35 protein-coding genes are annotated in these 26,755 nt (G+C 57.3%); 3 read left to right on the top strand and 32 right to left on the bottom strand.

The window, feature by feature from the left end:
* Positions 1-2: 2 nt before the first annotated feature.
* The 32 genes from terL to HMPREF3138_RS23580 all read right to left on the bottom strand — a co-directional run bounded on the left by terL (position 3) and on the right by HMPREF3138_RS23580 (position 25,158).
* Positions 3-1,613, bottom strand: a complete 1,611-nt coding sequence (terL, locus tag HMPREF3138_RS23720; protein WP_070559421.1) for a phage terminase large subunit — start codon at positions 1,611-1,613, stop codon at positions 3-5.
* Positions 1,610-1,951 (bottom strand): hypothetical protein, encoded by a 342-nt coding sequence (locus tag HMPREF3138_RS23715; protein WP_060433328.1) that lies wholly within the window; start codon positions 1,949-1,951, stop codon positions 1,610-1,612. The genes terL and HMPREF3138_RS23715 overlap by 4 nt, the downstream gene beginning before the upstream one ends.
* Positions 1,952-2,015: 64 nt before the next feature.
* Entirely contained in the window at positions 2,016-2,312 is a 297-nt protein-coding gene (locus HMPREF3138_RS23710; protein ID WP_070559419.1) for a hypothetical protein, read from the bottom strand.
* Between the two features lie 14 nt (positions 2,313-2,326).
* Positions 2,327-4,801, bottom strand: coding sequence for a hypothetical protein (locus HMPREF3138_RS23705; protein ID WP_070559417.1), 2,475 nt, complete (start codon positions 4,799-4,801; stop codon positions 2,327-2,329).
* Between the two features lie 4 nt (positions 4,802-4,805).
* Entirely contained in the window at positions 4,806-6,623 is a 1,818-nt protein-coding gene (locus HMPREF3138_RS27310; protein ID WP_070559415.1) for a hypothetical protein, read from the bottom strand.
* A complete protein-coding gene (locus tag HMPREF3138_RS23695) occupies positions 6,620-9,145 on the bottom strand; it encodes a hypothetical protein (protein WP_070559413.1) in 2,526 nt (841 codons plus the stop codon). The genes HMPREF3138_RS27310 and HMPREF3138_RS23695 overlap by 4 nt, the downstream gene beginning before the upstream one ends.
* Positions 9,145-9,672: a hypothetical protein gene (locus HMPREF3138_RS23690; RefSeq protein WP_070559411.1), complete on the bottom strand. Its 528-nt coding sequence runs from the start codon at positions 9,670-9,672 to the stop codon at positions 9,145-9,147. Before HMPREF3138_RS23690 ends, HMPREF3138_RS23695 begins: the two co-directional genes overlap by 1 nt.
* Positions 9,673-9,674: 2 nt before the next feature.
* Positions 9,675-10,124 (bottom strand): GNAT family N-acetyltransferase, encoded by a 450-nt coding sequence (locus HMPREF3138_RS23685; protein WP_070559408.1) that lies wholly within the window; start codon positions 10,122-10,124, stop codon positions 9,675-9,677.
* A 2-nt stretch (positions 10,125-10,126) separates the two neighbouring features.
* Positions 10,127-12,121, bottom strand: a complete 1,995-nt coding sequence (locus HMPREF3138_RS23680; RefSeq protein WP_070559406.1) for a phage tail protein — start codon at positions 12,119-12,121, stop codon at positions 10,127-10,129.
* Between the two features lie 2 nt (positions 12,122-12,123).
* Positions 12,124-12,687, bottom strand: a complete 564-nt coding sequence (locus HMPREF3138_RS23675) for a phage connector family protein (RefSeq protein ID WP_019456275.1) — start codon at positions 12,685-12,687, stop codon at positions 12,124-12,126.
* A gap of 55 nt (positions 12,688-12,742) precedes the next feature.
* Positions 12,743-13,654 (bottom strand): phage capsid protein, encoded by a 912-nt coding sequence (locus tag HMPREF3138_RS23670; RefSeq protein WP_070559404.1) that lies wholly within the window; start codon positions 13,652-13,654, stop codon positions 12,743-12,745.
* Between the two features lie 211 nt (positions 13,655-13,865).
* The gene (locus HMPREF3138_RS23665) at positions 13,866-14,258 is read right to left on the bottom strand and encodes a Gp49 family protein (RefSeq protein ID WP_070559402.1); all 393 of its coding nucleotides are present in this window, start codon (positions 14,256-14,258) and stop codon (positions 13,866-13,868) included.
* Between the two features lie 15 nt (positions 14,259-14,273).
* Entirely contained in the window at positions 14,274-15,098 is an 825-nt protein-coding gene (locus HMPREF3138_RS23660; RefSeq protein WP_070559400.1) for a hypothetical protein, read from the bottom strand.
* Entirely contained in the window at positions 15,085-15,318 is a 234-nt protein-coding gene (locus HMPREF3138_RS23655) for a Bbp19 family protein (RefSeq protein WP_070559398.1), read from the bottom strand. The genes HMPREF3138_RS23660 and HMPREF3138_RS23655 overlap by 14 nt, the downstream gene beginning before the upstream one ends.
* The gene (locus HMPREF3138_RS23650) at positions 15,318-16,940 is read right to left on the bottom strand and encodes a portal protein (protein WP_070559394.1); all 1,623 of its coding nucleotides are present in this window, start codon (positions 16,938-16,940) and stop codon (positions 15,318-15,320) included. The genes HMPREF3138_RS23655 and HMPREF3138_RS23650 overlap by 1 nt, the downstream gene beginning before the upstream one ends.
* A 3-nt stretch (positions 16,941-16,943) precedes the next feature.
* Complete coding sequence (locus HMPREF3138_RS23645) at positions 16,944-17,171, bottom strand: hypothetical protein (protein WP_070559392.1); 228 nt, start codon at positions 17,169-17,171, stop codon at positions 16,944-16,946.
* 10 nt (positions 17,172-17,181) lie between these two features.
* A complete protein-coding gene (locus HMPREF3138_RS23640; protein ID WP_070559390.1) occupies positions 17,182-17,673 on the bottom strand; it encodes a hypothetical protein in 492 nt (163 codons plus the stop codon).
* A 28-nt stretch (positions 17,674-17,701) separates the two neighbouring features.
* Positions 17,702-18,100 (bottom strand): hypothetical protein, encoded by a 399-nt coding sequence (locus HMPREF3138_RS23635; protein WP_230122536.1) that lies wholly within the window; start codon positions 18,098-18,100, stop codon positions 17,702-17,704.
* A gap of 52 nt (positions 18,101-18,152) precedes the next feature.
* A complete protein-coding gene (locus HMPREF3138_RS25965) occupies positions 18,153-18,458 on the bottom strand; it encodes a Ref family recombination enhancement nuclease (protein WP_083301507.1) in 306 nt (101 codons plus the stop codon).
* Positions 18,459-18,466: 8 nt separating this feature from the next.
* The gene (locus HMPREF3138_RS23630; RefSeq protein ID WP_070559388.1) at positions 18,467-19,063 is read right to left on the bottom strand and encodes a DUF1367 family protein; all 597 of its coding nucleotides are present in this window, start codon (positions 19,061-19,063) and stop codon (positions 18,467-18,469) included.
* Positions 19,064-19,501: 438 nt separating this feature from the next.
* Entirely contained in the window at positions 19,502-19,942 is a 441-nt protein-coding gene (locus HMPREF3138_RS23625) for a hypothetical protein (RefSeq protein ID WP_070559387.1), read from the bottom strand.
* On the bottom strand, positions 19,939-20,181 hold the full coding sequence (locus tag HMPREF3138_RS23620) for a hypothetical protein (RefSeq protein WP_070559386.1): 243 nt from the start codon (positions 20,179-20,181) through the stop codon (positions 19,939-19,941). Before HMPREF3138_RS23620 ends, HMPREF3138_RS23625 begins: the two co-directional genes overlap by 4 nt.
* Position 20,182: 1 nt before the next feature.
* Positions 20,183-20,542, bottom strand: a complete 360-nt coding sequence (locus HMPREF3138_RS23615) for a hypothetical protein (protein WP_083301505.1) — start codon at positions 20,540-20,542, stop codon at positions 20,183-20,185.
* Complete coding sequence (locus HMPREF3138_RS25955; RefSeq protein ID WP_083301504.1) at positions 20,532-20,756, bottom strand: hypothetical protein; 225 nt, start codon at positions 20,754-20,756, stop codon at positions 20,532-20,534. Before HMPREF3138_RS25955 ends, HMPREF3138_RS23615 begins: the two co-directional genes overlap by 11 nt.
* A gap of 17 nt (positions 20,757-20,773) precedes the next feature.
* Positions 20,774-21,076 (bottom strand): Lar family restriction alleviation protein, encoded by a 303-nt coding sequence (locus HMPREF3138_RS27530; RefSeq protein ID WP_083301503.1) that lies wholly within the window; start codon positions 21,074-21,076, stop codon positions 20,774-20,776.
* Positions 21,077-21,262: 186 nt separating this feature from the next.
* Positions 21,263-21,508 carry a hypothetical protein gene (locus tag HMPREF3138_RS23610; protein ID WP_070559384.1) on the bottom strand — a complete coding sequence of 82 codons (246 nt, stop codon included), beginning with the start codon at positions 21,506-21,508 and terminating at the stop codon, positions 21,263-21,265.
* Between the two features lie 3 nt (positions 21,509-21,511).
* The gene (locus HMPREF3138_RS23605) at positions 21,512-21,934 is read right to left on the bottom strand and encodes a hypothetical protein (RefSeq protein ID WP_070559382.1); all 423 of its coding nucleotides are present in this window, start codon (positions 21,932-21,934) and stop codon (positions 21,512-21,514) included.
* A gap of 44 nt (positions 21,935-21,978) precedes the next feature.
* Positions 21,979-23,394 carry a DnaB-like helicase C-terminal domain-containing protein gene (locus HMPREF3138_RS23600; RefSeq protein ID WP_070559380.1) on the bottom strand — a complete coding sequence of 472 codons (1,416 nt, stop codon included), beginning with the start codon at positions 23,392-23,394 and terminating at the stop codon, positions 21,979-21,981.
* Entirely contained in the window at positions 23,384-24,187 is an 804-nt protein-coding gene (locus HMPREF3138_RS26560) for a hypothetical protein (RefSeq protein WP_070559378.1), read from the bottom strand. The genes HMPREF3138_RS23600 and HMPREF3138_RS26560 overlap by 11 nt, the downstream gene beginning before the upstream one ends.
* 2 nt (positions 24,188-24,189) lie before the next feature.
* Complete coding sequence (locus tag HMPREF3138_RS23590) at positions 24,190-24,414, bottom strand: hypothetical protein (RefSeq protein ID WP_070559376.1); 225 nt, start codon at positions 24,412-24,414, stop codon at positions 24,190-24,192.
* A 24-nt stretch (positions 24,415-24,438) separates the two neighbouring features.
* Complete coding sequence (locus HMPREF3138_RS23585) at positions 24,439-24,891, bottom strand: toxin YdaT family protein (RefSeq protein WP_070559374.1); 453 nt, start codon at positions 24,889-24,891, stop codon at positions 24,439-24,441.
* Positions 24,892-24,951: 60 nt separating this feature from the next.
* Positions 24,952-25,158 (bottom strand): Cro/CI family transcriptional regulator, encoded by a 207-nt coding sequence (locus tag HMPREF3138_RS23580; protein ID WP_060424678.1) that lies wholly within the window; start codon positions 25,156-25,158, stop codon positions 24,952-24,954.
* Positions 25,159-25,238: 80 nt separating this feature from the next.
* On the opposite strand from HMPREF3138_RS23580, the gene HMPREF3138_RS23575 reads away from it, so the two are divergent.
* From HMPREF3138_RS23575 to HMPREF3138_RS23565, 3 genes are all read left to right on the top strand, one after another.
* Positions 25,239-25,625 (top strand): helix-turn-helix domain-containing protein, encoded by a 387-nt coding sequence (locus HMPREF3138_RS23575; RefSeq protein WP_060435315.1) that lies wholly within the window; start codon positions 25,239-25,241, stop codon positions 25,623-25,625.
* Positions 25,626-26,122: 497 nt separating this feature from the next.
* Entirely contained in the window at positions 26,123-26,440 is a 318-nt protein-coding gene (locus HMPREF3138_RS23570) for a hypothetical protein (RefSeq protein ID WP_070559372.1), read from the top strand.
* Between the two features lie 10 nt (positions 26,441-26,450).
* The gene (locus HMPREF3138_RS23565; protein WP_070559370.1) at positions 26,451-26,729 is read left to right on the top strand and encodes a hypothetical protein; all 279 of its coding nucleotides are present in this window, start codon (positions 26,451-26,453) and stop codon (positions 26,727-26,729) included.
* Positions 26,730-26,755 lie beyond the last annotated feature (26 nt).

Genomic DNA, 26,755 nt, shown 5'->3' with positions numbered 1-26,755 from the left:
TTTTAATAGTCCACTGCGACCTCATGATCGCCATCTGTTGGCTGCCAATCTTCCCGCCCCTGAGCGGTCGGTTTCCCGACCAATTTGCCGATGCGCACCGGCGTTTCGCTGATAGCCCCCGCACCAGAGTCGATAAAGTCGTCCGGCTGGTTGGTCACCGCCGGGTTGAAATCTCGCATTTGGTCGTAGGCCGGGCCGTCGAGAACGTCGCTATGCGCCCAGAGGAAACGGGACGACAACGGCGCCTCAAACGCGTCGAGGATGCGTTTTTGTTTGTTGGTTATGGTGAACTCCTCACGAACGCCGCAGCCGGTACCTTTCAGTGCCTGGCGGAGCAGCTTGCCGGCGAAGCTACCGGGGCCGTTTACCTCTACCACTACCTGCGGTATCTGGTACCGGATCACCAGCTCGCGGATCTGCACCACCTGGCCGCCGGTGATTTTGTCGCGCTCGTCGAACTCAGCCAGATCGCCGATCAGCTCCTGGCACACATGCCAGTACAGGTGGCCGCGTGAGTCGGTCAGCACCAGAGAAAAGGCGCTGGCATCCGCTTTTGCTTTACCGGTGGCCACGTCCCACCAGGCGACTGCACCGACAATCTGCTGGCTGCCCAGCCACATCGAGGCTGTGCGGTTCGCGTACCGGATTTCCGGCTGCACGTTGTACTCGCGGATGCGTTCAGGGTCGAGGCGGGATTCGCCGATCGGTTTACTGTGCAGCTGATACTGGCTGTCCCACTCGTTGACCGTGCGCGTTTCCTGCCGGCGCTTCTCCATCTCGGCCGGCGTGAACCGCTCTGGCCATGCACATTCGGCGTAGCAGTCCACCGTCGTTCCCGGCGGCTCAGCGAAGGTGATCCCGGTAGCCGTCAGCTGATATTCGACACCCTCGGCGAGCAGACGCGCGCCGATGTGGATGCCGACAAAGACGTATTCCGGCCGGAACGGCAGCGCGTAGCTGCGCACCGTCGCCTGTTTTTCATCGATGCGGTGCTCTTTCTCAAAAAGCTTGATCGTCAGGCAGTCGGCGCCCATGGCTTCGACCTCATCGTATAGGCTGTCGTGGGTGTGCGGCGTGCCGATGAACAGCTTACGACCGCCGGGGACGAGGATGTGCGTTTGCTCTCCGAGGCGGTAGCGCAGTTTCTCGCGCGCCTCCGGCGTCTGGATGTTTCGCGGGACTTCGACGTCATCGTTTTGGCACTCGTCGGCGCGGGCTGAGGTGACGTTCGACAGAATGCCCTTCGCGTACATGCTGCCGTTACGCATATCCAGCGAGCCGTTAACCCACCACTGTTCGACGGTTCCCTGCCCGTCCGGCAGCATTCCGCGCGTCAGCGGGTGATTGCGCAGCACGTTCTGCGTGTCGCGGCTGGTCTTGTACGCCGTGCCGTCAGCCTCCGACTGGTGCAGGATTCGGTATTGGCGATTCTGGTAATACCGCCAGGCGTTATACACCGCCAAAATGGTGGATTTACCGAAGCCACGGAAACAGCGAAGCACCGCCAGATCGCCGCGGTGCTCGAGCCAGTGGCAGGCACGGTAATGGCAGTCGGGAACATCCCACCCCATCCGCTCCGCCCACATGATGAAAAAGGCGACGAACGAGATCATTTTTTCCGCTGCTGTAGGCGCTCGATAACTTCCTGCGCCGCGCGCTCAGCGGCGGATACCTGCTGCCCAAGGCGAAACGCCTCGTCGTCCGGCTCGTCGCCGTCTTTCGGCGTGCCGCCGCGCGTGTGCATGCCGATCAGCGAATGTACCTTCACCAGGAGCGTGAGCGACGCCGCCGCGTTCTTCTTGCACCAATAGCGATCGCCGCGCTCCTGCTTCGTGTGTTTGTCGAGTGGTTTGTCGGCGCCCGGCCAGGTATCCGGATCGGCTTCCTCGAGCACGACGTCGGTTAACTTGTCGCTCAGCGCGGTAAGGCGGGTTTTGTAATCGTTGTGCATAAAAAAGCCCCAAGGTTGTCATGGGGCTATGATGTGGCGGGTGGTTGGTCGGTTTCCTGACTGTTTACCTGTTGAAGAACTTTTTAATTTCTGACCATTTCTTGCCAGGATCATCAGAGGCAATCACGGTGCATGGTATCGTTAAAGCTAATGCTATTGCGCCGAGAATAAACGCCCCAGTGATTTCGTTTTTTTCAACATAAACATATGAACCGAACAGAAGTGCGATTGGCCAAATAAAACTAAAAACATATTTAAAGGCTTTCCCCACTATATCACCGACTTTCGGCCTGCTTTCAATGAAGTTAAAGAAAGCCCAGGCAACTAGGAAGAATATTAAATACGATACCGGATTGGCCATTTTACCCCCATTGGTTATTGCGGCAGCCTATCTTGTGGGCGCCACCAGTATGTTTGGTTGAACTCTTTACGTGAGCGCTTCTCCATGCGGCGCAAATACCCAGGGGAGAAATACTCTTGCATCTGGTTGAATATCATATGATCCAAAACGGCTTTTGTGTACCACAGGTTTTGTCCAGGAATGAGGCCTTTCACAAATTTCACAGTATCGCCGCCAGTCTGTTCTGGTTTTCCCTCGACAGCATTAAGCGGGACGCCTTGCGCCAGTTTAATGGCATCATCAACCAAACCGGCCACAGGGCCGAGCATTGAAGCCAAGGCACCAGACCCATACTTAGTGTGGTCAGAAAAGAAAAAGTCCCCGTAAAGTCCAAGCCCCCCACCTTTTAGCAACGCATTCATCCAGAACTTAAATGATTGGTCGCCGAAAGCTTCACGGGGATTTTTACCCGCAATCATGTCGCTGATCTGCTGAGACATTGCCCCCAAGATCGTCGTGCTGGCCAAAAACGTCGCGAGATACGCGGCGCGTCCGCCGGCCGATGGCATTCCCATAGCACGCGACCAATGGCGCATCATCACGGAGATTGGGAAGGATTTGAACAGGAAAAGGCTGCGCCGAAGCTCTCCTGATACGGTCCCTCGTTGCATGCCGGCGCCGGCAATCATCCGCTCGCGCGCGCCAGGCGAGATCACCGCCATGTCGACTTCTTCGGAAACCGTGGCGAGAAGCTTGCGCATCGCCTCGAACTTCACACGCTCCGGGTTACCAAATGCCTCGAGTTTTTCATTCGGAATACGCATGATGCTTTCCGGGGTGAGCATGGTTGTATTACCGTTCCCCCAATCCTCTTGTTCGGCCAAGCGCCAAATGCTCCAGTCGCGATCTGTAATCCCTTTGCTTTTGAGGATCCGGCCATCATCAGCAGCAATTTTCCCAAGGCTGCCGTGCTGGCGCACCAGATTACCAACGCCGCCCATCATAGTGACGCCATAGGCACGTTTATGGGCATCCGACCAGGCAGACAGGCCGCTGGCGCGCATAACCGCGTTGGCCGTCCAGCGTGACGCCGACGGGCCCATGTTGTCGGTCGCCCAGCGGTTCACGCTGCCGATCAGGGTTTCCATCGACAGGCCAGCACCGCGCGCGAGCCGCAGCTCTTCTTTGTTCGCCGGGTTCATGGCTGCCAGCTGGTTACGCAGCAGCTGCGCCATGGGCAGGTTGTTCACTTTGGCGGTAAGGTACATCGTGCCATTATCCGAAAGTGAAGAGATCAGCGCCGATCCGAGCCGCGTTGCAACAAGCCAGTTTCGGACGTTATCCGACCAGCGCGCGATATGTGGGTTCGCGATGGGTTGCGTTTTTCCGGCAACAAAATTGTAAAGGCTCTCGGTACTGTTACGCAGGCGATTAATACGCCCTGACCGCTGCGGGTTTGCCTTTGCTGTCTCGCTGGTCAGCTGATCCAGCAGAGACCGGAATACGTGATCGGGGTTGGGCCCGTAGGTTTCCACCAGCGCGATATCCTTGCTCACGCCATCAATGTGATTTACCAAAATATCCCACATCGATTTTTCGCCAAAGCGCTGCTGGTATTCGAGGTAGGTTTCGGCATCACGAAAATGAATCTGCCGTTCAGCACTCCCGCGATTTGCCCGAGCGCCGGAAACCCGCAGCCCGCTATCGCCAAGCTTGTTCATACCTCCAGTGGCGATAGTTTTGTAGGCGTCGCCCAGGAACGCGGCAAGCTCCGCATCATTCATCATCTCGCCGTTTTCTTTCACATATTTATTGCGGTCGAGTTTCCCAACGACAAAGCCCACCCATTCATCCTGTGACGCCTTGCCCACCTTCTCCATGGAATGATGCTGCGGCAGCCCCCAATCCTCCAGGAACCCTACATCGCCGCCGGCATCGTTGAAGCGCTGGCGCAGCAGTTCTGCGACACGTCGCCACGCTTCGGCGCCTCTTTTCGCCCGCTGATTTCCTGTTTCCTGCCCGCGCATCTCGTAGACCAGATCACGCACGCCTTGATTGTCCTCGAAAAGCTGGAAGAAGCGCGGATCGATAGCTTCGAAAAGCTCCTCCAGCTGGCTCAGAGCATAATCGCGGGTCGCCTTAGTTCTCGACTCAACGGAAAGAAAATTCGCCTTGCCGTCCGCGTGAAAAGCTATGGTGCGGTTTAGCGCCTCGAGCTTTCCATCCTTGCCTTGGTAGCTGTTGATGTAGTTATCAAGGCGCTGGCGCGCGGCAATGGTTAAAGCAACACGCCGCTTTTTCAGTGCAGCTTCTCGCTGCAATTCATCGGCCGCCATCTGCCCGGCGCGCTGCATGCGCTCCGCTTCGCTAAGATTGCGCCATGAGGCTGGATCGTTACGCGCGAGGTTGCGCATATTTTTCACGATGCGGTCTTCAATCCCTTTTATTTCTGCGGCGGTAAGTGGTCGCTGTGATGCGGCGGTGATCGCCTGAATGCACTCGTCTCTCATGAAATTATCTCCTCAGGAAGCAGCTCACGGCCACATCAAATAAATTTGCATCATGTTGGGCATTGGCCACATCGCGATCGGCCTCAGCCATCAGATCGGCAGCCCGTACCACTGTCGTGCTGTCATCTGGGTTTACGACATGAACCTGCAGATCCGGGTTATCGGAAATGGCGCGCTGTGCCTCCAGTGTATCGACCTCCGCTGCGCGGGGATCATCCCCGCGTATGGCGCGCTCCGCGCCCGCAATTTCATCTTGCTGGATCTGCTCTCGTGTTCTGGGTTTCGGGGTAGAGAAGAAGCTTGCTCCAGCGGAGTCTATTTGGGCCTGCTGTTGCGATCGGCGCGACAATTCGGAACGTGCATCATAAAAACGCCCACCGGGAGAGCTATCGGATAACTGTTGTTTTTTCGCGGTCAAAGTCGCCTTTAGCTTAGCTAATTGCGCATCAACTGCTGCAGTCTGCTTAGCCCTAATGCGCCTATCACTGCTATTCCCTGATCGGCCTTCGCGCAACTGTTTTAGCTCTCCTTCCGCAAGCTCCAATTTATAGCCAAGATCATGGATATCACTCATTATTTTTTGCCGTTCCCCCCGAGGGAGAACTTGCGCCGCTAATTCGCTAAGAACTGAATCTTCGCGCGCTCTGGCAGATACGCCATCATCCACAAGGCCCAAAGCTTCACGAACAGACAGGGAAGCCAAATCAAACCGCGGCGCCTTTTGTAAAAATTGCGAGCCATCCATCAATGAGCCGACGTCTATAGGGTGACCGGCAAGCGCATCCGTCATGGCTTTGTCCATAGCGCGGGCATGCGCATTGCGTGACAGGACGTTTACAGGAACACCAGGCGATGCAGTAACCTCATAGTTGAGGTGAGAGCTTGAAGTCAGCGCCGCGTCGATCTCTGCCGGATCTACGCCTCGCACCGCCACGTTTTCGCCTCGGCTATTGATAAATCGCCCCAGCCCGCCGAAAGCTATGCCGAGTACGGCGTCGACTGCCAACGCCTGGTTATCGAAAACATCGTACTGGCGGGCCATATCCTCATAGCCGCCGCGCCGGAGGATCACAGCAGACAACCCGCGTTGCGCCATGCCCATGGCAACGTTGGTTCCAGCCGAATAAAACAGGTCTGGCGCAGCTCGCGCAATAGTGCCAGCGATAGAACCGGCGCCGGGGATTAAGCCCCCCAAAATTGAAGATATGCCTGAACGTTTCGCCCCCTGAGAAAATGCAGCACCCATGCTTTCAGATACCACCCCACCGGCTCGCAGACCGAGAGACATAGGCAGCACGGCGCCAAGCGCCGCAGTCCCGCCAGTCACCAGCGCTTTTTCTACTGCGGTGCCATAATCTACGCCATCGGCGCGGGACTTCTCATAATCGGAAAAGCCCTGAATTCCTCCAACCGTTGCCGCAGCGCCAGGCAACCCACCCAACAGCGTGCCGGCCGCCGCCTGCCCGCCAACCTCTGCCAGAGAGAAAAGCACCTGCCCGGCGGTGCCGGTGGTTCCGGCGTCAGGCGTTAACGCCCGTACCTGCTGTTCCGCCAGCTTTCGCTGATTCTTGATGAAACTTTCAGAAGTGTCGTTTACGCCAAATGTGTCATTGACTGCCCGGGAGATCGGCGAAACAACAGCATCCACGCCTGCCCAGGCAACTTGATCGGCCTGTGTAACCCCGGCGTAAAGCCCCTTGAAAGGGGCAGTGAATGCGCCGTCAAAAAAATCAGCATCAGAGCGGGCGGATCCGATTGGGTTTTCTGCTGCCGCCGCCAGTTCCTTGTTTTGCTGCGCCTGGTTAAATCCGAAATAACTCACTGCGGTATCCCTCCATTTCCGAGGCGAACGCGCTCAGCGTTGATGCGGAGCACGACCGGATTACCGTCCTTACCGAGCAGGTAGCCGGCCCCCAGCTTTATCAGGTATTGGCTGTCGCCAAAGCTTTGCAGCCCATAATGCCCAGGCGGCGCCTTAATGCCGGCATCAACGATCTGGGATTGCCACGCGGTGTTTACGGCAGAATCAAATTGCCCCTCTGACATTCCCCACGGTAGCAAAACCTCTCCCTGCCCGTTGTAATCGTAAACGCCACCCGTCGCGACGTTGATTGCCTGAGTCCATGCGTCACGGTCATATTCGCCAGAAACATCGCCCTTCTTGGCCATCAGCCCGGCGTAGTAGTCCTTGGCCACCTCATAGGCCTGTGACGCGCCGGCCGCATCTCCGGCAAAGGCATTCCCAACTGCATCAACGAAATCCGGGCGCAGATCGGAATCTTTCGGAATCTCGATTCCTTTCGTTTTGTTCTCCACTCCATTCACTTTGGTGGTGATCCCAGCCCGAGCATTCGCCCCTTCGATGATTGTTTTTGCCGCATCATCGGGGTTTACCATGGAGTCTGAGATCCATCCGGACTTACCGATCACATTACCGCTCTTACCCATAATCGCGCCCGCAACAGCAGCGGATGGGGCGTAACTGCTAACCTGCTGCAGCGCTGCTGAATACTGCGCGCCTGTCCCTAACCCCTGGCGCATCGCATCCAGGTAGGCAACTGACTGCGACGCCGGCGCTGTACGCAGCATCTCGCCAATCTGCGATGCTTCTGCCTTTGAAAATACGGTTAACGGCGTTCCGTAGTGCCGGGCGATCTCCGGGGTGGCGCTGGCGCGGTTTGTCAGGCTGCTGCCGAACGCCTCAGGGGATTGCATATCCAGCGGGTTAACCTGCTGCTGTCCGGCGGCATAAAGGATGGGATCGGCTTCACGTACCTTGTTCACGTACGCCACGGCTTTTTGCAAAGTTTCGTATCGCTTAGACGATTCGGCGAACCCTTCGCCGGGTACCGGCTCGCGCGCATTAAGCAGCGCCTGCTGACCGCCCGGGGATAGCTGTTGAACAACCGAGATGTCGCGGCTAAGTTGGCGTGTGTCGAGATAGCTGGCGTACTCTTTTTGTCCGGCGTCATATCCATAAGCGCGGACAAACTCGCCCTCGCTAAACTCGCGTGGATAGCTCTTGCCCTGGTGGGCTACGGCGTTGAAGTCTTTCAGCTCACTTTCCAGCCCGGCACGATATTCACGCTGCTGTTGGCTTAACTGCCCTTGCGCCATGCTACGCAGTCGCGCCAGCTGTACCGGGTCGAGCTGAGTAACCGCTGTTGCTGCACCAGCCGCACGCAAATTTCCACCTTCTGGCTGAGGCAAGGCGGTCATACCCAACGCCGCCATAGCGCCGGTGGTGATCTGCTCTTGCGAATAGGGATTGCTGCCATTTTCGTGTTGGGTGATGCTGGCACACAGCGCGGTAAGCGTGTTGATATCGGTCAGATCAAGACGTTTGTCAGCCGGCACGCCGAGCGCCTTGGATACCGCCGCCGTGTAGGCTGCAGTATCGTTTTCGTTTGGTGGCGCCCACCGCCCGATAATTTGCTCAACCGTGGTGTAACCGCGTTTGTTGTAGGCCAGCAGATTTTTACATAGCGCGCGCAGCCCGTGTTCCGGTGTGGCGAATGACGCAAAACGACCATCGCCTTTTACTTCCCCGTCCCAGGTATTGGCAGTTTTAACCAGATTGCCAGGGTTATTATTGCGAAGCCCTACCGGATCAGAAGCGCCGCCACCGCTGTAGCGCACCGCGCCGCCCACGTCCGAAGGCTCGCCCATCAGCCTGGCGGCCGTGTCGGCATCTGACGCAACCAAGTTTTCCATGGTTTTATATGCGGTTGTTTTTATGTAATTATTTTTCTGCTCAGTGATCTGTTCAGGTGTAAGTCCGTGGGCCTTACCGTATTCGTCGATCATCTGCTGACCACCGCCTACCTCCAGCTGATAATTGACGTTATCTCCCCAATAACTCTGAGCGCGTGTTGAGCTGTTCGCTATAGCAGACTCGAAATTGCCCTGCTCCACCTGGCGGCGCTGGCTCAGTTCATGGGTTAATCCTGTGCGCTCTAGCTGAATGCGTTTTGCGATTGCCTGCTGCTGGAACTGCTGGCGCACTTCCTGCGGTAAATCAGCAGCCAGTTTGTTCGCAAAATCCTCGTACTGGCTGGTGTAGTTTTTGGTTGCACCTTCAGCATTGGTTCCCTGCTGCGCCAGTAAACCATGGTCTGGATCGTTAACCAGCCCGTTACTGAAATCATCAAGCTGCAGCGTCAGCGCCTGCAGTTGGCTCTGGTTTTCCTGGGCAATTCTGCGTTGCTGATCTTCGGCAACACCGATCCCGACAGTCGCCAGGTGCTGCAATGCATCGGCAGGAGCACCAACGTTCCCAACGTCAATGCGCGTACGCTGCGCCTCTGGCGTCACATTGCCAAAATTTCCGGTTGGTATCCGCATCAGCGCACCCCCATATTCGAGAACATGTTATTCGACGCCGCGGTGCCGGTATTTGTCGTGGTTGTTGGGTTGGCTTTTTTCCAGCCGGAGTAACCGGTGCCGGCGGCAGACAGCAGCGAGCTGCCCGCGTTGATATAGCCGGACGTCGCCGCATTGCGGCCGCTGAGTCGGTCAGCCTGCGCCTGCGCGTTGTACCGCGCGCCGGTGTTCATGCCGTTCAAGATCGTCGTGTAGGCGTCCTGCTCTGCGTCGCCGGTGATGCCGGACGTGATGCGCAGCGCCGTACCCTCGCCAGTTTCGACGCCAGACGCTGCCAGCGCCGCGTTTGCCTGTGCTGCCTGCTCACGCCCTGCCTTGCGGATCCTGTCGGCCTGTACGCGTGCTGACGCGCGAGCAGCCTCTGCATCAGCATCAGCCTGTGCCGCCTGGTAGTTCGCCATTTTCTGCTGCTGAATACCGCCAGCGACGGCGCCGCCGGCAGCCAGCACCGACGAACCGATTACCGCCACCTCTAACCCGGTGCACATAATCAAATCTCCTTCGAATACAACAGGCCAGTGCGCGACAGGCCAAGACGTTCATACATCGCCCCGGTGCGTTCTTCATGCACACCGGTGGTGATGCCCATATTGATAACGGCGGCGCCATGGTCTGCAGCCCACGCGATAAAGGTTTTAGCCAGGCGCGGGCCAGCAGATCCGCCCCGATATTCTGGTGCGATAAACAGCCCGTACTCGAACGCCATCAGCTTGCGCGAAAACCACTGCTCGGCGATGCCGCCTGACAGCCAGCCGATCACCTGGCTATCGCGCTCGGCCACCAGCACGCATCCGCCAGGTGCGGCGATCAGGTGCTGCGCCAGCTCGGCGCATTTCTGCTCGTCGAATGGCGAGGTTTCCGCGTAGCGCGACTCCAGGTACATGCGGGCGCCAAGTTCAATCAGTGCCGGGATATCCCCGGCGGTTGCGTTGCGGATCATTGTCAGCCCCCGTTGCTGGTGAAAGTGGTGATGATAGATAGGAGGTGGAACGGCAGCGGCTGGCGCTGCTGGATCAGGAGCGTGTCCTCGCCCTTCTCCCAGCCCAATTTCCCAAAGTAGTGATCGCCGGTGAACAGCGGCGCCGGCTGGTTGAGGATTTTCGGACCGAAGGTGCGGAACGGGATCACCTGGCCGTTGCACTCGGCACCGGTGGTTTCGAGGAATCGCATGGTGACTTCGCTGGTGCGCTTCTTGGCGCTCTGCGTGGTGCCTTCGGTGGTTCCAACTTCTGGCGTGAGCGTTTGGATCGTGGATTCAAAATGCAGACCGATTTCCACGCGGTGAGCTTTTCGCGTCAGGGTGATCTGCCCGCCGGAAACCACCTGCACAGGCATCACAGAACCGTCAGCGACAACATCGACAGTCTGCCCCTCGAGGTGATTTAACCCTGCCCACGTTGTTGCACCAGCCTCGCTGCTGCCAGTTACGGCAGCGTCGGTATACAGCGTGGAGTCGAACACCTCGACATAGCGCACCACCTGGCCGCCGACCTCCCGGCGAACCAGCGCGTAAATTACATCGTTGCTGTCAGACGGGATCGACGCTACCGACTCAAACCCGCCGGCGGTGATTTGGCGAGACCAAGCGATCACCTCCTGAGCACGGTCGATTGCCATCGTCACCATTACGCCATCGGTGCGCACCAGCCAAATAAAGGCGTCGGGCTGTTGCTGGTACGCCATATCGATCACGCCGCCGGAGGTGATGTGTTCGGCCAGCACCGTCATATCGTTGGCGGAATACGAAACAAAGCTGTCCGGATCATAGGCTACGGCGTAGAGCTTGCGACCAGCGCGCTGCACGAACATGATTTCGGTACCGACGCGCACCGGGCGGATCCCGTTGCAGCCGTATGGACTGGGGTTTTTCACCGAGATATTTGTCGGGGTGATCGCCGCATCGTTGCCGGCGGTAATCGTGAACTCGCCGCCGTACGTCAGCGCAATCAACGTGTTCATTTGCGCCAGGTGCACAATCGGGTTGAGCTGGTCGGAGGACAGCGTAAAGCTGATCGCCTTGTCGTCGTCGGTACCCAGCTCAAACGACAGGTAAACGCCGGTTTCGCTAAACCAGATGGTTTGCGGGTACTTTATCGAACCGGCCAGAACGAGGCGCTGTTGGTGCAGGGTCACTGCGCCAGGGTAGCCATATTCGTCCGTCCAAACCGTATCCTCGCGCGTCCATGCGCCCGGCGACGCTGCCTGTGTGGCAGTTAGGTCAGTACGGATAACGCCGACGGCAATCTGCTCGCTGGTGATGCTCTTGATCAGCACCAGGCCGCTGTTAATACGGACGTATGAGCCAACATCCTCGGCAACCCAACCGGGGCCGGTGAATGGCGCCGGATCCTCGCTGTCTTTCGGTGGCTCGTCGTCGCTTAGAGTCAGCGTGATTTTTGAGCCGACAAACTCCTTAACTGACGGCTTGCACCATTTTTCTGGCGTGTCGCGGATTTCGTCGAACGGCTCAACGATAAACGGACACGGCTCCAGCACCCAATCAAGCTGCCCGCGACGCTGCAGGCGGTGAGGCTTCACGCCCTGGTGTACCAGAAACATAGTATCGGCACCCTGAACGTAATTTACTGCCGGCAGCATGGCCGAGTTGTACGGGCTGGCGATTTCATACGGGGTGTTATCGTCGTTCACCAGTTGCGCGCCGTTTTGGAAAATCCGCATGTAGCCGTCGCCAAACTCCAGCACGTACGCCTGAGAGCGGTTAAAAACGTAGGGGATCAGCCGGGCGCCACGGTCGCCGTATTTGGCCACAGCCGCGTAACGGGTGCCAGGACGACGCATAACCCCGCCCTGTACCACGCAAACCGCATTCTCGATCTGCTTGGCGCCGTTGGCGTAACGCGCGATATCAACGCGTCCCATGAGGCGCGGGGAAATCTCGCCGGCGGTAAAATTTGTTTTAATCAGGTTGGCGCGCACGGTTAGAACCTCGAGTTATACGTTGGGTAGCCGCCCAGCTCTTCCGGCGGATCTTCCTGCCCATCGATAGATTTGGCCTGCCGCAGCAGATAGGCCGCCTCTTGGGTAAGGCTGTCGCGCAGGCTGGCGGATGCCGTTACCGCGTAGGCGAGCTTGGCCGCCATGGTCGCCTCGGCCAGATTCACCAGCGCCGAGTCCCAGGTCGATTCGTCTTCGTTGCGGAAGATGTAGCGCAGGCGGATCACGTTCTGATTGGCCAGCAGCTTCTTGCCCTCGATGCGGTATGGGATTTCGTCCCACTCTTCGCCGACGGACAGGATGCGGATCAGGTCACCGGGTAGCGGGAATTGAAAGCCGAAACCAAACGCCGGCGCCGTGCTGCTGGGTGAAAGCACAACGCGCTTTACTGCGCAATTCCACGGATGTTTTCGCAGCAGGTCGTTACGAACGGTTGGGTAGATGTTCGAGCACAAGCGGGCGTGTTCGGTGTTTTCATCGAAGCTGTTGATCGGGTGCGCACCGAGCGCAAGCAGTGCGTTAGAGCAGATGGAAATACTGGAAGCCATGGCGATACCTCATGAAAAAGGCCGGGGTGTTACCCCCGGCAAAGTAGCGCTGGCATTAAGCGGTGAAGTCGATCGCGACAACCTTGTTTTCGGCTGCGCGGCCGGCGCCATAGGACGCATCGACAGAGATCTGAATGGTGTTGTTCTTGTCGCGGCGCGGGCCGATATCGGTGTTGTACTCTGCACCGGTACCGAAATGCACCGCGGACTTGCACCAGGCGGCAGCGGTCTTGGTGGTGACAGCCGGATCGCCGGAACTGGCCGAATCCAGTTTTTCGTATGCAATCCACTTGAACCCCAACCAGTTGCCAGACACCGCACCTTCCTGCAGCATTTTCACCGCCATAAAGTCGGCGCTGGTCAGGGTGGTGTCGCTCAGGATCTGCGTCAGCATGTCGGCGTTGTAGGTGATGTAAAGCTCTTCGCCGTTCTGCTCGTCGCATTCGTTGCGGCGGAACATAGCCTTGGCGGCGATCAGCTTAGCCTTGGTCATGCCGGTACCGCCTGCCACAATCTTCTGAGACGCCGGCAGCGCCACAGGAGCGTAGGCGCCAGTGTTCGAAGTTTTGCGTAGAACGGTATCCAGCAACGCGCGGTAAATCACGTCGTCTTTTTTGCGGTTTGCCGCCGCCAGGGTCAGCTGCAGATATGGCCCCTGCGGGTCAGCGATCAGCTTACGCAGGTCGCGTTTTTCCACCGGTACGAACACACCGTAATCCGCCATCAGCGCGTTACGAGTACCCGCTTGAGGCAAATCCCAAACCGTATCGCCGAAGCGCTCGGTGATTGGGTTCATCTCGATGGTGCCCATATCGTTGATGGTGAACGACGCGCCGGTAATCATCCCGCGATCGTGTACGGCAGCCTGCAGGCGCGAGTCCTTCTGCTGCGATGCGATTTCGAAAGAATCATGGAACTGCTGCACAAAGGCGGCGGTGATCATGTTCTTGTTCGGATCAAAAGCCATTTTTATCACTCCAAAGATTATCGCCTGCGGGTTATCGGGTTACCGGCCCTGAATACACCAGGCGAGTGGCGCGTACGCCTGGCGGGAGATACCAGTTATCCGGCTACCACGCCGGGCTGTTGGAGTGATTTTGTTGCGGTTACGCGGTCGGAATCCCGACCAAATGAAAACGCCAGCGGTTAGGCTGGCGCTTGGTGCTGTGTGGTGGCTGTTACTCTTCTTTCTGGCGCAGCAGTTCTCGTAGGTGCGCGTCGTCATGCATGCGCTGTTTCAACAGGTAGCCCTCAAGCATCCAGATTTTTTGCACAGCGTTGTCGCGGGCGATCTTGCGGCCGATCTCGGCGTCGAAGTTCTCAGGGATGGCACAGGCGCTTTCCCCGGTAACGGTGAATCCGTTTTTCAAAACCAGCACGCAAAAAGTTAATACTTCTAACGCTTGCGGGGAATGCAGGGACGCTACCTGACGGAAACAAACCCCTGCGATACCATCACCTGCTGTGAAATAGTGCTCGCTGTCGATAGTACTCTCGATATGCTCAGGCGTCACGCGCGGCGCGGTTTTGCCTTTGGCTTGGATTTCCTGCTCGATTGCTTTGTCGGACATTGGTCTTTCCTCGGGTTATGCGACAGTTTGATCGCCATAGGTTTTCTGATAGAACGCACGTACCTGTGCGGAAACGCGTTCGTGATCGGCGTGTTTCGGATTGGTGTACGCCTCAGACTTCATCAGGTCGCGAATGCTTTGCTGCTCTTCAAGATTAATCGAGCCAGTGCCAATCGGATTATCCTCGCCCATCTCCGCACCTATTTTCGCCAGCATGCGGATCACCATCGGGTTGTTACCGATCTCGTCCATCTTGCCTTGATCGGCGGGGTCAGCCAGCGACATAAACGCGCGGTGCGCAAGCCCGATATTTTTCTGGAATTCCGCATCGGTTTTCCACGTACCGCGCAGCTCGGTAGCCGCCGCCTCTTGATCCAGCTCAACAGCACCGCCCACCAGCGCCGGCGCGCGACTCATGTACTCACCGAGGATAAAGCCCATCTGATCGTTGGTGATGCCCTTGGCGTGCGCTGCCTTGAGGAATCCCTGCATCTCTGGGTCGGCTTTGAACTCGTCCCACTTGAAGCCCTCAACTTCAACAGTAGGTGCATACTCGTCTACGGTTTTCGGCGCCGCGCTGGTGCCGCGCTGTTTTTCCAGGTGCGTGTAGGACTCTGCCAGCTTGCGCGCGGATCCTTCGATATTGAGTTTCCCGTCCTCGCCCATGACGCGGAATTTCTCAGGCACCCAATCATCGCCGCCTGGTTGATTCTGCGCGCCAGTGCTCAGCAATGAAGTGCTGCCGCCATCGCCGGTGCCTGGGTTGCCGCCGTCACCAGTGCCGCCACCTTCCCCACCTTCGCCAGCTGCGTTCATGAATAAGTGTTTAAGCTTCCACATCGTCGTTTACTCCGTCTGCCAGATTAAGCTGGCGCAAAATGAAATCGAGCACGTCACGTTGCCCGGCCTTAAAACAGGTTTGGCGGTCGCCCTCTGGGCCGCCCTTCACAAAAATCGATCCGCCGAAGCGTCGGGTTAATTCGTCCAGCACCTCGGCGCCGCCGGCCGTCTCTTCAAACAGCCGCTTGTAATCCAGTGGTGAAACTTGCTTGATGCCCATCAGCCCCCCGCCAGTTGTTGGCCAATTGCTTCACCGGCGCTTTGTCCTGCCGCGCCTGCCGCCTGCTGGCCGGCCTGCATCAGCAATGCCTGTTGCTGTTGTTGCTGCTGCGCCTTGGCGCGCTGGTCGCGCAGCGTGGACACGTCCGCCGACGAGCGCATAACCTTGGCCGGCACCCCCAATGCCTCGCCGACAACGCGGCTTGCCTCGTCGCTGTCCATGTTGTCGATAATGTCCGGGTAAACCTGAACCAGCTGCATAACGTTCTGGGCGTAACGCTCAATCGCCGTGACGTCCTCCAGCTTCTGCGCGCGAGCCAGCGGCGAGATATAGCGCACGTTGAAGTTGGCGGCGTTCATGCTCTCCGGCGGCTCAGGGAACACGCCTGCGCGGAACGCGATACCGAAACAGCGCTCAACCAGCGGCTGCAAGTATTCCGCCTGGAATCGTCCGTATACCGGCCCCAGCAACTGGCGGATCAGCGCGACGCGCACATGCACCTCGGTGGCAGTCATGGCCGGGCCATCCTGCGGCTGCAGCTGGTCGGCCATCATGATCTTGCGGATTGACGCCTGCAGGCGTTCCTCAGCGGTGAATGCGACGTTGAAATCGGAACCGGTGAGCAGCGGCTTCATACTGTCGACGCTGTTGGCCACGATGATGCGGCGCGGCCCTACTTTGACCGTTCGAGGGTTGAGCACGCCGTCATCCTCGGCGATCCACATGCCGGAGATTGCTAAATCCTGCGCGGCTTTCTCCATGCGTTTAGTTTCGTTCAGCTCTTTGCAATCGGGCAGCGCGTCATAAACCGGGCCGATGCCGTACGAACCGCCGGGGATTTTCATCCAGCGCGGCACGCAGCAAGGGAATTCGTGATATCCGGATTCACGCACCACCTTCTTGGCGGTCACGTCGATGTTGTACGACGCGAAGCGCAGGTTTTTAGCCAGGCGCGCGTTAACCATGTAATTCGTACGCGGGAAGATCGCGTGCAGAAAATCAAACTTGTCGTCTGGCTTGTCTTTTGCCGAACGGCGTATCTTCTCGCTTACCGCATCCTGGCCAAACTCGGCGATCGCCTGTTCGGCGGTCAGCTGGTAGCAGCGGAAAATCGTATCGACAATGCCATCCTTGCGGGTCGATGCAACGTAGCACTGCGCCAGCGGCCACTGCTGGAATGAATAGCCGCCCTCTTCCCGGTCTTCATCGACGTACAGCACAAACCAGCCGGCGCACACCACATCGAGATTGGCCTCGTAGCCCTCGGCGTCGAAGTTGGCCGCATGTATATTTTCCCACACCAGCGTGGCGCAAGTAGAAAGCCAGGCTTTGGCGTCGTCCGGCAGAGATTCACTGTCGAGGTTCAGCCACTGCGCGTTTGCCGGCGTCATGCCTGACATGAGAGCAGACGCCAGCATGCGCGAACTATCGGTCGCCGTGCCGTCCAGCAGCTTGGCCACCTTGTGCTTGGCGCTCTGGGCATCCAGCACCTCAGACGAGAAACCAGCGCCGCGCAGCGGGTACGTGTAGTCGTAGCACTCCCGCCAGACACTTTCGTGCACATGACGGGACGCCTTGAGCGTGTTCACGCGTTTAATCAGCCTTGCGGCGGTGTCGTCCATCAATCACGCCCCCAGCGTTGATTTGTTGCCTGCCGCCTGGGCGCCGCTCGCGAGCAGCGAATCACCGGAATCGGTAGCGCCCTGTGCGCCGCTGGCCAGCAGTGAAGAGCCTTTCTTGCGCTTCTTGCGGCTTGCTGCGTCGGCGTTTGCAGATTTAGCCGCGGCGTCTGCTGCTGCGTCTGCCTCGGCCTGCGGGTCGGTCTGTACTACTTTCGGTGCAGATCCACACATAGCGGTTTCCTTAGCCTGGTACGTGCCAGCCGTGTTCGGTTAAAACAGGTTTGCCCGGCGCCGGCTGCTTCTTGCCCTCTTCGTTCGTTACCATCGGGCCGGCACCACCGGTAGCCACATCGGTGGCTTTCTTCACCAGCGTGAGGAATTCGAGGTTATCGGTCAGGCGGTGATCGTCAGCATCGAGGAACTCCAGCCCTTCGAATCGAGCGATGATTGCTGCGCCCTGATCGTTCAGGCCGGAAAGGATCGCGTTGCGCTCATCTAGTGCTGCGCCGTCGAGCAGCTTGGCAACGCGCTGCTGCAAAATCGCCACGCTGCCATCGCCTTCGGGTTCACCTGTAGTAACGGCCGTGGCGCCAGCGGTAGCGGCGTTCAGTTGCTCAGGCGTATTTGCTGGTTGCTGTGCGACAGAATTCAGCAGCAGTGCGTCAGCGGCGTTTTCTTCCGGCCGCTGATTTTCCTGCCCTGGGGTTTGGATTTCTTTACGTGGTCGTCCCATTGCGTTTACTCCGTGGGTTGATGAGCGGTCATTGTCTGCCCTGCTTGCGGTCGGATTCCCGACCAATTACCGGGCGCTTGAACGTCCACCACTGCCGGTAAAGCACCGTCGGCAGGTTGCTGCGGTCTGAGCCCGTCGCCTGGCACCAGAGAGCGATCAGCGCCTCCCCGTCACCGTGACGCGGTTCAGATCCCGACTTCCAGCCGAGAACGGCAGATTTCGACACGCCCAATTCCTCGGCGATGCTCTGCGTTGCCATGCGGGTGCGGTTGATATCGGTAATCACGCGAAACCAGTCAGTGCGGAATGTCGCGACGAGAGGCATGATCAGCCCCCTAAACGCGCGCGTGCGCGAGCATAGAGAGGAGTGAACGCGCCGCCGGCCATTGCAAGAAGATGGGCCAAACAGGATTTTGTTCTTTTCCACCGCTGGGCACCCTGTGACTTTTCGCTATTTCCTGCTGGTCTTAGGGATAGGATTAAATTCTGCATTCGCGCAATTCCTCCACTTCCCTTGTGACTTGATCCAGCAATTCCAGCTCAGAGCCGTAATTCTTCTCCCATGTTTTTCTTCCTGCGTGTACGGCTACACCGTGGCCGCCAGTGCGGTGATGCGGTGGGCATAACGGGAGGGTTTGCTTATGGGTGGCGCGCAGTGCTGTTCCCTGTCCTGTGCGGATATGGTGTATTTCTGCAGGGGATGGGCCGTAACCCAGATTGCGGCAAACGACGCAGCCAAGTTCCGCCACGTCGGATAACCATTGTTGTTCGTCTTTGGTCGCCATGGTTCCCCCTATGCCGTGTAGCTGAGCAGTTGGGAGGCGGCGTTTTCTGCAGCCTGCTGATTGGGGAACGAGCGGAACAGGATGAAATTCCAGAGCACGTCGATGGTGGCTTTGTAGAGCTGGGCGAATTCGATATCGTCCATCTTTGCGAACGATACGCTGCGGGGTTCTTTGCGCTCGCTGCCATCCGGCATCTGGTATGCAGTGTAGTGGCCGGATTGAATCGTTACCCAGGCGCGGAATGCCTCGAACGATTTTGCGGCGCTGATATTCCCGGCGCGCTTTTCTGCCACATCCTGCAGATATTCGTCGGCGGCTGCCTGCAGCGTGCTTTCGTTCCCGGCGTAATACGCGAGGAATTTAACGTAACCGGTGATCAGCTCTTTGTCGGTCGGCGATATGGCGCCGCCGGTCGGTTCCCAGTATTGGAATCCGAGATTCAGCAGAGAGAAATATTTGCGGTGAAATGCCGGATTGCGAGCCTGGCTAAAATCGGCATATAGGACGGCACCGATCTTCACTTTGGTTTTCAGGAATTCGATCGCGTCCGGGGTGGCCGGCACTAACAAATTTCCTGCGGATTTTACAAACGAATACTGCGCCATTGGGTTCTCTCCGGTGGCGCAGCAGTTGCTCAGAATTAGAACGGGCTGGGTGTTCAGTCCAGCCCGTTAATTATAGCGCGTTTCCATCGGGTCTTACAATCGAATAACCGGCGGATTTTGCCAAATCAATCAACGCGTTAAATGATGCTATGTGCTCATTTTTCTTTACGATGCGAGTGCCTGTGATTGAGCCTTTTTCGCATGTTATTACTACTCTCCCGGTATTGGGCAATGACTTTATCAAATCTTCAATATCAATCAATTAACTATCTCTTTATTGTGTACTGCAAGGATATTGCACCAGAATACTGTACAAATAAACAGTAGTTATTTTTGTGCTGTTCGTCAAACAAAATACCCAGAGTGCAAAAATGCACTCTGGAACAAATTCAACCACTTGACGTTATCGGTGGTACTCAGTGAATGCCACCTGTAATGCTATTTCCCACCCTCCGGCACTGCTGGCGCTGGCGGCACTGTGTATACCCGCTCATACTTCACCTTCCAGTATTCAGATGGATCATTACCCCCTAGAACAAACATCGGTGGCAGTGCTTTATCTCCGTCATACAACCAACCCACCGGCTGCGCCTCCCGGTTAGCCAACTTCTCTTTAGCCTCAATAGCGCGATACTCCATTTTTCGGCTGTGCTCAACCCAGTCATCGCGCTCACGCTCGGCGTCAGCAAGGGCTCTGCTTTTTTCTTCAAGTGCCCGTACCAGCATCTCAACCGTTTCAGTTGAGAAGTGGCTACGCGTTTCGCCAATCACACGCAGCCGCTCGATATTTCCTTCGACGCTTTCGCCATATTCTGGCATTGCCTTGCGTGCGGCAATGTCGGCCTTAATCTGGCTCAATTGCTCAGTCGTTAGTGTCATGCACCCTCCGATTTTTTATTGGCCCTGCGCACCGCAGTTCGAATCATAGTGCGGCGATGGATTGCTTTTGCCGTGTAACGCAGGTAGCCAAGTCCATAGACCGCTTTTGCGTTGCGCCACATGTAACTAGATGCCATGCTGATGACGAACCCGGCAATGGCTACGCCACCGGCCACGCAGACGGTAGCGCCGACAATGCCGATAATAGCGATGATGTAGCTGATGATTGATACGAGCATCCTACTCATCCCCCACGGTGAAGCCAGCTGCGCGAATTGAGTCTTTCACGTCTTCCTTTTCCAACCAGGTTCCGCTTGGGTCTGGCCCCATCCACGGCTCGGGCGAATACGTCTCAGGCAACCGCACCGGCGTAGCCAGCTTGGCTTCCAGCTCGGCGATGCGCTTATCCTTCGCTTCCAGATCTGCAAGCAGGGCGATGATGATTTCCATCTCGTTATTGTTTATGAGAGCGAAAAACTCTCCATCAGCCGCATCCCATGCATACAGCGCCCCCTTGTCTGTCGGGTTTTCTCTGTGTGCCTTGAGCGCCAAGGAATATTTCGCGGCGGCCGCTTTCAGTTCGCTCAGCTTATTGTCCATCAGCGGATGCCTCTTCCCAGTCAACCCAAGCGTTTTCGCCATCCACATCAATTTCGCCAGCGTGCCCGCATTTGTCGCACAGCACTGCATCACCGAAATGCAGCCAATTATTGTCAATGCCATGACCGGTTACTGATGCGATGCCGTGACCGCAAGCAGGGCAATCATCAAGCCAGTCAACAGATACGGTAGTTGTCTTTTCTTCATTGCTCATAATGCTTTCTCCTGGGCCTATGGACAGCAACGGTCACTGCCGTAGCAGTAAAATCCGCCGTCTTTCTGATTTGACTCGCCACGTTTTCCGCATCCGGGGCATCTTGCCGTTTCGGGCTCCACCTCCCTAGCGCCGTCACCTGCCCGGCGGTTCCATGCCGCAATTGCCTTGTCCCGGTTTCCTGATAGTCGGCACTGAGCTTGGCAGCCAGGCTGAGGGCAGCAAACCATGAACCCACCAAGCGGGATGCAGTCAGGAGTCATCAGTTGCGGAGCCGTGTTGCCGCAGAACGGGCAAGGCTTCAGTTCATTTGCTGGCATCACGCACCTCCCAACTCTTTGTTTTCATGGCAAAGCGTAAAGTTGCGCGCTGCAAGTTCTGAATGGCGTGTTTTTGTCATTTCAGCACCGCCCAGGCGATCGCCGCCGCCACAACAGCCCAGAAAATTCCGCACGCCCAGAACATCGCCGCCCACGGTTTGCGAATCACCCACTCTTTGAATTTTTTCACTGTCCCTTCCCCTCTCTGCGATCACGCCAGTAATTCAGGCGTGATCTGAAATGTTCCCGGTATTGCTCCGGCGCCTCTTCAATCGCCACCAGCACCTTGGTGCGGGTGATCTTCCTCGCGAATAAATCGCGTACCAGGCCACAGGCACGCAGGTCGAACTGCTCTAAATCGCGTTGTTCCTGCGTCCAGGCGCCTCGATTGAATGGCAGGCCGGGCGGTAGATAGTCCGATTGCCCGGCCATTGTTTATGCCCTCGATTCGGCCGCCAGACGGCGCATGACGTCTTTTTCGCGTGGGGGTAACCCACTTGCCACGCTTTTCTGTATCTCGCGGCGTACGGCCGTTAGAGGCTTCAGGATGTGCAGTACCCGATCGAGGGGCATGCGGAGCATCAGCGCGATGCTTTCGGGAGAGCACCCCAGGCGCTGCAACTCGTAGATACCGGTCATCACCCGGCGGCCGTAGCTGATACGGTCACCGATTTTGACGATCGGGCCGGATTCGGCTGCCGGCCGGGCGACGCGCTGGGGTTTCGGAGGTGGGCAGTACGGCGCGCGGGAACGGGCGCGGGCTGCCTGGTTGATGCGGTCGAGAATCGCCGGCGCGTGGTCGCAGCCGTCATCCATCACAAACCGCTTATCGCGGATCATTTCGTTGATAGTGCTCATGGTCTTTCCTCGTTTTGGTCGTTCAAGCGCTGGTCAGGCGCTGGTTAAAAACTCTTTGTCGCTTCGTTCTTGTCGGCGTAACGCCGCTCTCTCGCTTGCCCGGTTTGCGCCCGGCGCGCGGCCTCCTCGTCGGTTATGTCTCGGATATATCCGTTTTCCAGCAGCGCATACGCGGTGCCAGTAGCGCCCTCGCGATTCAGGCGCAAAATCACTTCCATCAGCTGCGGGTCGGCGCCTTTGGTGTATACGGCGTCGCGGTACAGGCCGATCCACACGTCGCAATCCTGCTCGATCTGGCCAGTATCCTTACTGTCGCTCGGCACCGGGCGCTTGTCGGCACGGTCTTCGAGTTTGCGGTTCAGCTGGGTCAGCAGCAGCACCGGGCAATCCAATTCTTTGGCCAGATTTTTCAAGCCAGTGGTGATATCGCCATACGCAATATCGCGGCGCTCGGCTTCCTCGGCTTTCATCAGGGTCAGGTAGTCGATAGCCACCAGCCCCACCGTGCCGCGCTGGCGCTTCACTTTGCGGCACTCCGCCACGATGTGCGCCAGCGTCACGCCCGGCGTACTGTCGATCATCAGATTTGACTCGGCCAGCTCGGTGGCCTTGGCCATGGCGCGCGCCATATCGCTGTCGTCGTGGGCGCCAACGTAGAAAATCTCCGATTTCACGCGGGCTTCCTGCGCAACCATTCGCTCGATGATCCCCCGGTCGGTCATTTCCAGGCTGAAAACGAGCGTCGGTAGTCGGTGGTTCAGCGCAAAGTGCGCGCTGATTTTGTTGTACAGCGCTGTTTTACCCATCTTCGGGCGGGCTCCCACCACAACCAGCGCGCCGCGCAGCACCTGTTTCGGGTACATCAGCCGGTCGAGGCTCTCGATACCCAGCGTCAGGCCGGAGGCGCTGTCCGGGTCTTGGAACCGGCGATCCATCTCGTCCACCCATTCGCCGATCACGTCGCCCGCCGCGCGCAGGCCGCCGCGTTTGCCGGTTCTCGCATGGTCGGATACGGCGGTGATCATCTGCTGCACGCTGGCCAACTTGTTCGCCGCGTCCATGCCGTTGTTAGCGCCCACCAGCTCAACGCAGGCGTAAAGCTTCTCCAACGCGTAGCGGAGAACGGCCTTCTCACGTACGGCGTGCGCATAGCTGACCATCGCCGGGACGCTGGTATTCCGTCCGGTTTCCGCCAGGTACGCGAACCCACCTACTTGCTCCAGTACGCCCTTGCTCTCGAGTGAATCGCTCAGAGTGATCAGGTCAGTCGGTCTGCTGGCGTTCACCAGCGCGCGCAGCTCAGTGAAAATTATCCGGTGCGCCGCCAGGTAGAACGACTCCGGTTTCAACAGGCCGAACACTGCCGCCGCCCTGTCATGCTCAGTGTTGTGCATCAGGCTGCCGAGAATGGCCTGCTCAAGGTCGATGTTGTACGGCGCGGCCGGCAGGTTATCGATCATCGGCTCGGCCCTCTTTCACGGCGACATAGCAGCGCTCAGTGATCAGGTAGTCGAAGTTTTTACGACGCCACTGACCGCCGCGGCCGTTCGGCCGGTCTTCCAGCATCCACCGGCAGTTCTCGGCGATAAACTGCAGGTATGCCTGCCAGCGGGTTTCGTTGAACTTGAATTTCTTCCAGAAGTTACGCAGCGTGCGCTTACGGGTATCCGTCAGGATCTGCACCGTCGCCATTTCCGGCAGCGTAGCGTGATAGGCTTCGAGGATTTTTTGATAATCCATCCGATCGGCCTGCGGCTGTTCAGGGTGATCAGCGCCAGCTGATCCACCATCAGTAATCTCTGTAGTATTCTCTGTTGTATTCTCTTGTAACATTTGGTCATTTTGACCAGATGAGAACTGGTCATTCTGACCACATGCCATTTGGTCATTTTGACCATATGCATTTACGCAACTTAGCTTTTCCAATTGGTCATAATTTATCGTGTACCACTTGGTGCGGGTGTACGGATCATTCAGCAATTCGCGATGCAGTTTCGCCGACAAAATAAGCCCTGCAGATTCCAGACTGGCCAGCGTGCGCTTGATGGTGCTGTCAGACCAAAAGACTAATTCTTCTGACCACTCAGCCGCTGTTCTGTAAAACCAGACGCGTCCGCCGTGCCGGTGTTCAGAACGGCTTAACCAGTAGTGGATCTGCTGCAGCAAGATAGCTTCATTCAGCCCAATCTTGGCCGCTAGCGACGGCATAACCAGCAGCGGCGGCTCGTTTATCAGAAGCTTGGAAGTGTTCATCGTCAGATCCCCAGCGCGTCCGCTATCTGTCGGCACGCGTCCTGGCACTGCTCCGGCGATAAATTGAGTTGGCGCAGCGCGGCCTTGCTCTGCTCGTATTGTTCCCAGACCGACAGCGCAGCAGCGCGCCGACCTTCAAAAATTGGCTCGATCTCTTCCCGGTGCGCTGGCGCGCCGTTCAGCTTGTAGCCGTTCCGCCAGGTGATACGGTCGATTGAATTGAGCATTGGTCTTTCCTCGGTACAAAGTTTTTACGCGGCGCTGGTCAGGCGCTGGGTTTCCTGCAAGGCGATTAACGCCCCTGCTATTCGCTGCGGGGTGTCACAGGCGCCGAGCAGGATTGCAATAATCGCGGCGGCAAATTCACGGATTGCCACCGACAGCAAATACTGCTGAGTCGGGCCGGCCAGTCGGGCGCGACGTTCCGCCGGCAGAGCGGCGAGCATAGCGTCGGCCAGCTCCTGCACCTTCTCACGCGCGGCTTTCGACTCGCTGCGCATGTGGCGAAATATCGCCTGCCGGTTGGTGTTGATCGCTCGCCAGTCGGCGGCGCCGGTTTCATCCTCGATTGGATACAGGCGAACCCGATCGCCGTCGGCGCCGAGCTGGAACCATGCGCGGGTGATCTCGATGGCAACGTGTTCCTGCCCCTGCTCCGCCGCCCAGCCCACGATCTCGTTTTTCAGTTTCTCTATGTTTTCCACTTCGCGTCTCCTGTCGCTCGAACCCGATTACGCATAATCAGATTTCGGTGGGGTTGGTTGTTAAGCTGCACCCTTGTTGAGCACGTCACGGTTTTGGTAAAGCGCGGGGTCATACTTCAGCGCACCTTCCGTGATTCGCTCTAGGCGAGCGGCGCGGCCTTCTGGCACTAACTCACCCCATGCGTACACCGTGGGTTTTTGGACTCCGGCGGCGGCGGCTAAAGCTGCTTTCGTTTTGAAAAATGCGATTGCATCTGCGGTATACATGCGAACACCTCCTGTTAGATTTTCCGAACAAATTAGATGTTCAAGATAACGAAGTCAAGAGAATTTAGAATTATCTAACTATGAAATTACCCGGCGAGCGCATACGTGCGCGTAGAAAAGAACTGAAGTTAACCCAGCGCGCTCTCGCGAAGATCGTGCCGGTTTCACACGTCACCGTTTCACAGTGGGAAACAGGCGATAGCGAACCTGGGGGGAAGAACCTATTCGCCCTAAGCAAGGCGCTTCAATGCACCCCCACCTGGATTCTCTACGGGGACGATAGCCAGCAGCCAGGAGAGCCGGAGGAGTTACCGCCGCAACTTGATGAGCGAGAAAAAGAACTGTTGGATCTATTCAAGGCTTTGCCTGAGTCTGAAAAGGAATCCCACCTTGCAATGCTTCGCGACAAAGTTGATGGGTTCAACCGCCTGTTTGAAGAACTGCTAAAAGCCAGAAAATCCAAATAAAAAAATTACCCAACATTTCAATGTGTTGGGTTTTTTATTGTCTTTTTTGTTCGTTTTTTCTAATTTTATGATTGACCATATAGTTAGATTTATCTAAATTAAGCCCATCAACAGCGCACTAACCCTGCAGCGGTTGTTCAGAAATGTTCCGCCAGCCGGGCGATACGCGGCAAAGAATTTAAACGTGGTGGTCGTAACTTCGGGGCGTTGTTCTCGGCCACCACAACCCGAAAGACATTGCTGTGTGTAGTCTTTCGCCCCGCGCGCCGGGGCAATTTTTTCACCCAGCAAATTGAGGAAAGACCGGGAGCCTGACCAGCTCTGACAGCAGGGAAAGACCGGCAACCACCAGACGTAAAAAAACCCGCCGAAGCGGGTTCTTTTACCCCGGCGCCGACCAAAGCAACCGGGAATGATACAGGGGACCGACCCTGTATCGAGGAAAGACCAATAACCCATGGAGCTACTGATCAGCTCCGATTATATCAGGAGTCGCTATGAAAGCACTACAGATACCCGTCACGCTGTTTATCCACGCGAACGTTAGCCAGTACACGCAAGATAAAATCTCTGTGTTCACCATGGACATGTCTCAGTACCCGGAATACGTGCTGCTGGAAACCCGAACAATCCACATCGACGTTAACCAGCCTGAACCGATCGACATCATCGGGAAACAGGTTGAAGCGTTGAAGCTGGAAAAAGCCCGTCTGGCCGACGCCACTTACAAACGCATTGCCGAGATCGACGATCAGGTGCAGCAACTGCTTTGCATTGAGCACTGCCCTGTCGACGCCGACGAACTCCCGTACTGAGGGCGTGGCCATGGATATCGAAATGGATAACCTGAAATCAGAGCTGGTGCTGTGGTGTGGAGTCGATCCAGCAAGCCAACGCGATCAGTTCGAAGCCGCGGCGACGCACGGCTATTCCGACGAGGCGATCGAGGTTTTCACCTACATCGACGGCAACGCCGCCGACACCCGCGACCGCTTGCTAATGGCCGTAATGATGGCGACGTCTGACAACCTGCAGCAGCGCCAACGTGAGCTTTACAGCTGGTATTGCGACAACGTGAAAGCCGTAGCGCGCGAGAAATTTTAACCCACCCCGGCGCCTGACCAGCGCCG

The organism is Serratia sp. HMSC15F11, assembly GCF_001808215.1.
Classification (GTDB): Bacteria; Pseudomonadota; Gammaproteobacteria; order Enterobacterales; family Enterobacteriaceae; genus Serratia; species Serratia nevei.
This window is presented reverse-complemented; position numbering and strand designations above follow the sequence as displayed.

Bases quoted from the DNA above. Each gene is read 5' to 3' on its own strand.
- terL (WP_070559421.1), bottom strand. From the start codon at position 1,613: ATGATCTCGTTCGTCGCCTTTTTCATCATGTGGGCGGAGCGGATGGGG.
- HMPREF3138_RS23715 (WP_060433328.1), bottom strand. From the start codon at position 1,951: ATGCACAACGATTACAAAACCCGCCTTACCGCGCTGAGCGACAAGTTA.
- HMPREF3138_RS23710 (WP_070559419.1), bottom strand. From the start codon at position 2,312: ATGGCCAATCCGGTATCGTATTTAATATTCTTCCTAGTTGCCTGGGCT.
- HMPREF3138_RS23705 (WP_070559417.1), bottom strand. From the start codon at position 4,801: ATGAGAGACGAGTGCATTCAGGCGATCACCGCCGCATCACAGCGACCA.
- HMPREF3138_RS23695 (WP_070559413.1), bottom strand. From the start codon at position 9,145: ATGCGGATACCAACCGGAAATTTTGGCAATGTGACGCCAGAGGCGCAG.
- HMPREF3138_RS23690 (WP_070559411.1), bottom strand. From the start codon at position 9,672: ATGTGCACCGGGTTAGAGGTGGCGGTAATCGGTTCGTCGGTGCTGGCT.
- HMPREF3138_RS23685 (WP_070559408.1), bottom strand. From the start codon at position 10,124: ATGATCCGCAACGCAACCGCCGGGGATATCCCGGCACTGATTGAACTT.
- HMPREF3138_RS23675 (WP_019456275.1), bottom strand. From the start codon at position 12,687: ATGGCTTCCAGTATTTCCATCTGCTCTAACGCACTGCTTGCGCTCGGT.
- HMPREF3138_RS23670 (WP_070559404.1), bottom strand. From the start codon at position 13,654: ATGGCTTTTGATCCGAACAAGAACATGATCACCGCCGCCTTTGTGCAG.
- HMPREF3138_RS23665 (WP_070559402.1), bottom strand. From the start codon at position 14,258: ATGTCCGACAAAGCAATCGAGCAGGAAATCCAAGCCAAAGGCAAAACC.
- HMPREF3138_RS23660 (WP_070559400.1), bottom strand. From the start codon at position 15,098: ATGTGGAAGCTTAAACACTTATTCATGAACGCAGCTGGCGAAGGTGGG.
- HMPREF3138_RS23655 (WP_070559398.1), bottom strand. From the start codon at position 15,318: ATGGGCATCAAGCAAGTTTCACCACTGGATTACAAGCGGCTGTTTGAA.
- HMPREF3138_RS23650 (WP_070559394.1), bottom strand. From the start codon at position 16,940: ATGGACGACACCGCCGCAAGGCTGATTAAACGCGTGAACACGCTCAAG.
- HMPREF3138_RS23645 (WP_070559392.1), bottom strand. From the start codon at position 17,171: ATGTGTGGATCTGCACCGAAAGTAGTACAGACCGACCCGCAGGCCGAG.
- HMPREF3138_RS23640 (WP_070559390.1), bottom strand. From the start codon at position 17,673: ATGGGACGACCACGTAAAGAAATCCAAACCCCAGGGCAGGAAAATCAG.
- HMPREF3138_RS25965 (WP_083301507.1), bottom strand. From the start codon at position 18,458: ATGGCGACCAAAGACGAACAACAATGGTTATCCGACGTGGCGGAACTT.
- HMPREF3138_RS23630 (WP_070559388.1), bottom strand. From the start codon at position 19,063: ATGGCGCAGTATTCGTTTGTAAAATCCGCAGGAAATTTGTTAGTGCCG.
- HMPREF3138_RS23625 (WP_070559387.1), bottom strand. From the start codon at position 19,942: ATGACACTAACGACTGAGCAATTGAGCCAGATTAAGGCCGACATTGCC.
- HMPREF3138_RS23620 (WP_070559386.1), bottom strand. From the start codon at position 20,181: ATGCTCGTATCAATCATCAGCTACATCATCGCTATTATCGGCATTGTC.
- HMPREF3138_RS23615 (WP_083301505.1), bottom strand. From the start codon at position 20,542: ATGGACAATAAGCTGAGCGAACTGAAAGCGGCCGCCGCGAAATATTCC.
- HMPREF3138_RS25955 (WP_083301504.1), bottom strand. From the start codon at position 20,756: ATGAGCAATGAAGAAAAGACAACTACCGTATCTGTTGACTGGCTTGAT.
- HMPREF3138_RS27530 (WP_083301503.1), bottom strand. From the start codon at position 21,076: ATGCCAGCAAATGAACTGAAGCCTTGCCCGTTCTGCGGCAACACGGCT.
- HMPREF3138_RS23610 (WP_070559384.1), bottom strand. From the start codon at position 21,508: ATGGCCGGGCAATCGGACTATCTACCGCCCGGCCTGCCATTCAATCGA.
- HMPREF3138_RS23605 (WP_070559382.1), bottom strand. From the start codon at position 21,934: ATGAGCACTATCAACGAAATGATCCGCGATAAGCGGTTTGTGATGGAT.
- HMPREF3138_RS23600 (WP_070559380.1), bottom strand. From the start codon at position 23,394: ATGATCGATAACCTGCCGGCCGCGCCGTACAACATCGACCTTGAGCAG.
- HMPREF3138_RS26560 (WP_070559378.1), bottom strand. From the start codon at position 24,187: ATGAACACTTCCAAGCTTCTGATAAACGAGCCGCCGCTGCTGGTTATG.
- HMPREF3138_RS23590 (WP_070559376.1), bottom strand. From the start codon at position 24,414: ATGCTCAATTCAATCGACCGTATCACCTGGCGGAACGGCTACAAGCTG.
- HMPREF3138_RS23580 (WP_060424678.1), bottom strand. From the start codon at position 25,158: ATGTATACCGCAGATGCAATCGCATTTTTCAAAACGAAAGCAGCTTTA.
- HMPREF3138_RS23575 (WP_060435315.1), top strand. From the start codon at position 25,239: ATGAAATTACCCGGCGAGCGCATACGTGCGCGTAGAAAAGAACTGAAG.
- HMPREF3138_RS23570 (WP_070559372.1), top strand. From the start codon at position 26,123: ATGAAAGCACTACAGATACCCGTCACGCTGTTTATCCACGCGAACGTT.
- HMPREF3138_RS23565 (WP_070559370.1), top strand. From the start codon at position 26,451: ATGGATATCGAAATGGATAACCTGAAATCAGAGCTGGTGCTGTGGTGT.